Source organism: Mesorhizobium sp. M1A.F.Ca.ET.072.01.1.1 (assembly GCF_004023325.1).
Lineage (GTDB): Bacteria > Pseudomonadota > Alphaproteobacteria > Rhizobiales > Rhizobiaceae > Mesorhizobium.
The window spans coordinates 1-4,374 of record NZ_RZSF01000442.1; the positions used below are offsets into that span (position 1 = coordinate 1).

2 protein-coding genes and 1 pseudogene are annotated in these 4,374 nt (G+C 58.8%); 1 reads left to right on the plus strand and 2 read right to left on the minus strand.

Annotation, left to right across the window (positions count from 1 at the left end; all coding sequences use genetic code 11):
• Positions 1–739: 739 nt before the first annotated feature.
• A pseudogene (locus EOA32_RS33770) lies at positions 740–1,260 on the plus strand (AAA family ATPase).
• Positions 1,261–1,831: 571 nt separating this feature from the next.
• On the opposite strand, the gene EOA32_RS33775 reads toward EOA32_RS33770, so the two are convergent.
• Complete coding sequence (locus EOA32_RS33775; RefSeq protein ID WP_245499485.1) at positions 1,832–3,211, minus strand: O-antigen ligase family protein; 1,380 nt, start codon at positions 3,209–3,211, stop codon at positions 1,832–1,834.
• A gap of 115 nt (positions 3,212–3,326) precedes the next feature.
• The coding region (locus EOA32_RS33780; protein ID WP_245499486.1) for an asparagine synthase-related protein at positions 3,327–4,374 on the minus strand (1,048 nt) is incomplete at its 5' end.

Genomic DNA, 4,374 nt, shown 5'->3' on the forward strand with positions numbered 1-4,374 from the left:
GACTACGACGCCATCATCGACGCCGCTTGCGATGCTTGGCAGAAGCTCCTCGCTGCGCCCCAAACCATCAAATCAATCGGAATGCGGGAGTGGGCGCATGTCGGTCAAACTCCATGACTCTTGGTATTAGTCCTAGTTCTGCTTGAAACCACCCGTTTCTTGCGCTGACAACTCGCCCGCGACGGGCAATTCTCATAAATTATGAAATTGTCACGCATCATGAGCGTCTGAAGGTTCGCGATCCCGATCGCCAGACTCTGGGCACAGCGTGTCAAGAGCTCAATCGCGGGGGGTGTCTTCGCAAAGAGAGAGTGACATCCAGCGATCCGCGTCGGTGATGCCGGCTTCTGCGGCCCTGGCTTCTCGCAGTTGGTCGATAGACTCGCTGCCATGGTCGAGGGCTCTGACCCAGAGGAGCCGGTTCTCAGCGCGTCGGTATCGAGGCGGAGACCCGAAAGAGCCGCCTCGAGCAAGGTGTACTGCCGGATCTCCGTTCGCGACGCCGGTGATGCTCTCGGTCTTAGAGAGACTGGCCTGCATGCCGCGACGGTGCCGTCCGATATGCGGGGTGAGAGCCAACGAGTTATGCCGTAGTTCGAAACGTTTGCGGCATTGTCATCCCATGCCCGTTGCACACATTCCGCTGCATCTCTATCATGGAGCCACGCCACATCGCCTTCTGCGATGCAACGCTCCCTGTCGGCGCTTCTCCCCTTAACAACAGAACCGAGGATGGCACATGTGTGACCATTTGTTTGTCGTGACCGGTGGACCCGGTTCAGGAAAAACTAGCTTAATTGAAGCGCTTGCGCTCAAAGGTATTCAGCACATGCCCGAGGCCGGCCGAGCAATCATTCAGGATCAGGTCAGGATCAAAGGCAATGCGCTGCCTTGGGCGGACAGATCGGCGTTCGCCGAACTCATGCTCGGATGGCATCAGGGATGGCCGGTCCCGTGCTGATGGATCGCAGCATACTTGACGTGATCGGCTATTTGAGCCTGTGTGGTCTGCCCATTCCCGGCTATGCTGAAAGAGCGGCGAGGCTCTTTCGATATAATCGACGGGTCTTCATTGCGCCCTTCTGGGACGCAATATTTTCTCAGGATGACGAACGGAAGCAGGACAAGGGCGAGGCTGAGGCAACTTATCGGATTATGGCCGAGACGTACTCCAGACTAGGGTACGACCTTGTTCATTTGCCTTTGGTGAGCATCGAGGAGCGCGCAGTATTCGTCCTCGAACACATAGGAAATGAATGACCGCTTTGTCCGCATCGTCGGGCCACGATGCCGTCGCTATCAATTACTCTCACTCCAGCCATTCATTTGCTCATGCAGAGCTCTTTAGGCCCACGCGGTCGGTATCGATTCGGCCACAAGCCTCCGAATTCCGGTACCGTCGCAGTAGGTGCACGCCCCGGTGCGACCCGGACAGCCCGGCCTGTGGCTGCCTGGCGGACAGCATGTCCCAGCCGTGTCTTTCCACCGACCACAGGTCACCGCCTTCCCTCCGCCCTGGCAGGCTGGGCATGTAATATAATCTACGAAAGTCCGCCACCGCTCTCCCCCGAAAAGTTTCCTTAGCGAGATCTAAAGTTCCAATCAACGTTTAGTCAAACGCTGCGGCCCAATCCGGCGCTCGGAACAGCCACATAGCCAGGATGACCCCACTGCTGATAAGGAAAGCGCGATTTGAGGAGCAAGCCTACCTTCATGACAAGCTGCTTGCTGCATCTTGCGACGTGAAGTCTTTTCCCACTTGGCGAAACACGGGCCTTAAAGGACGAAGCAATGGTACTCGGGCGAAAGGGGAAGTTCGATTTTGCCGGACTCACGGGCTTTCTGGCGGACCAACAGCGATTATTCCTGGGCAGCCGGTGCGATGGTTATGATCCGCTGACTGACAATGCGAGCTTTTCCCGGTCGGGGACACCGTTTCTCCGCACGCCAAGTATGTTCCGGAAACCAGAAAAACCATCAGGGTCGAATCCAGGATGTCGTGGCCGACCAGAATGCCGCCAAGGCCGCCGATCAGATAGGTAATCACTGCGACGGTGACCATCGTCGCACCGAAGCGCTCCGATGGGTCCGCGCTGCGTCGCAAGACCCTTGCGGCATGGCAGGCTGCTATGGCGAAAACCGCTGCAAGGGCGAGGGCGCCCATCAGCCCGGCCTCTACCAGCGCGGTCAAAAAGCCACTGTGAAAGTGATTGAAACCTTGGTCCATTCCAAATCGGTCTTTGAATCCTTGTCTTATCAGTGCCCGACTGGCGGAGACGCCGTGGCCGAGGAATGGCGTCTCACGAAATGCGTTGACGCCTATGTCCCAGAGTCCAACGCGGAGTCCGAGTGGAGTCGAGTGGTCGCCTTTGGTGACGAGGGCGTCCCAGTCTTTGAACAGGACAGCGGTGCGGTCAACGATGATAGGAAAGGTGATTGCCACGGTCAGGAGGCCGGAAGCGACCGCGATCGTCAGCGATTTTCTTATATTTCCTCGCGTCAATTTGTTCCGATTGACTAGAAGGACGGCGACGGTGGCAACCAATAAGGCAACCCATATCAAACGCGAGCCCGAGTAGAGGATTGCCAGGACGCCCGCGAGAGCGGCAGCAATCAAGGGCATCCGGTCTTTTTCTATTCCCGACAAAGCGCCCGCAAGGCACATCATCGCTGCGAGGCAAGTCACCGTCGCAAAGACGATCGGATTTCCAGCGCCGCCTTCGGCCCTGAGCATTCCGATCCAATAATATTGGATGATGGCCAGCACCAACGCGCCGGCGCATGCAGCGGCGCTGGCGCGCACTGCTATGCGCGCCAGGGTGAGTTTATCCGTAATGCTCCACGTCGAATAGGAAATCGGAAAGAACAGCAGGGTGGCCAGCGACAGCAGTAGTGGCAGGTCAGCCCTCAGCATACCACCGGCAATCGACCCCAGCACCATGGCTGCGCAGTAGATATAGATGGCTGCCGTTATCCCAAGCATCGGGCGATCGAAATTGAAGCGTCGCCGCTTGGCCGCGAGCAGCACCACTGACCAGAGTGCGCCGCCATGGAAGACGAAACTTACGACCGATCCCAGGACGGGCGGTGAAAAGAAGCAGGCAGCCGAAAAGCAGATATTGATGTTCGCGGGCGTAAATCGGCGCCGGAGCGTCGCAAACGGGTTTAGAGCCTGCCTTGGGAGTTCATGGGCGGTCCGCAGATCGTTCAAAATGGTTCCCGTCTCGTATTGCAGCCTCTTCGCATTGGACGGTATAGCGGCTGAGCAGAGTGCTCGATAGATCGATAATGCGGTCGACGCTCCGGTGATTGTTCCTCGTTGTCGGTTATGCCGCGGCAGCGGTCGAGCACATCTGTTGGGCTTCCCGCCAGGATTGAAACATCAAAACATCCCAAAGCAGATACTGGTTATTGCGCTGGCCCGAAAGGTGCTCGGACCAGGCGCGCCGGACGGAATCGGGACGGAAGAGCCCGTCTTCCCGAAGCCGGCGTTCGTCGAGAAGCGCTTCGGCCCAGTCGCGAAGCGCGCCACGCAGCCAGGCGTCGATCGGGACCCCGAACCCCATCTTGGGACGCTCGACGAGTTCGCGCGAGACATGTTTGTAAAGAAGTTGCCTCAGTGGCCACTTCGTTTGGTTCTCCGCGCGCAGGACGGAAAGAGGCAATGACAGTGCGAAGCTTACGAGGCGGTGGTCGAGGAACGGCACTCGGGTTTCGAGACTGACCGCCATGGCCGCGCGATCGACCTTGACCAGAATGTCGTCCGGCAAATAGCTCATCATGTCGAGATACATCATCTGCTCGACGTTGCCCGACAGAACCGGAAGCGGCTCGAGTCCCGTCAGCATGGTGGGGGGCTCGACCCCGCCCGGAAGGAGTTCAGCGGGTTCCCAATGCGAGCATAGACGACGGTAGACGTCATTCATGCTTCCTAGCGAAAGGACTGACGCCGCCTTATGGATCTTGTCGCCGACGCGCGCGCGGCGGAGGCGTTGCGGCAGCAGGGGCATGATGCCGGCGGCTACATTGTTGTAGAGACCGGGCGACGGCAGAGTCGCCAGCCCTGCTGACATGCGGCGCAAGCCGATCGGGATGCGCGAAAGCTTGTTCCAGAACGCATCGGCGAGCGCATATCGGGTGTATCCCGAAAACAGCTCGTCTCCGCCGTCGCCCGACAGCGCAACGGTGACGCTGCCGCGCGCGAGCTTGGAAACGAGGAAAGTCGGGATCTGCGACGAGTCCGAGAAGGGCTCGCAATAGATGCCAGGCAGCTGCGGCACGACATCGAGCGCGTCCCGCTCGCTTAGATAGAGTTCCGTATGATCGGTGCCGAGCTGGCGGGCCACCTGCTCGGCGTGGTGGGCTTCGTTATAG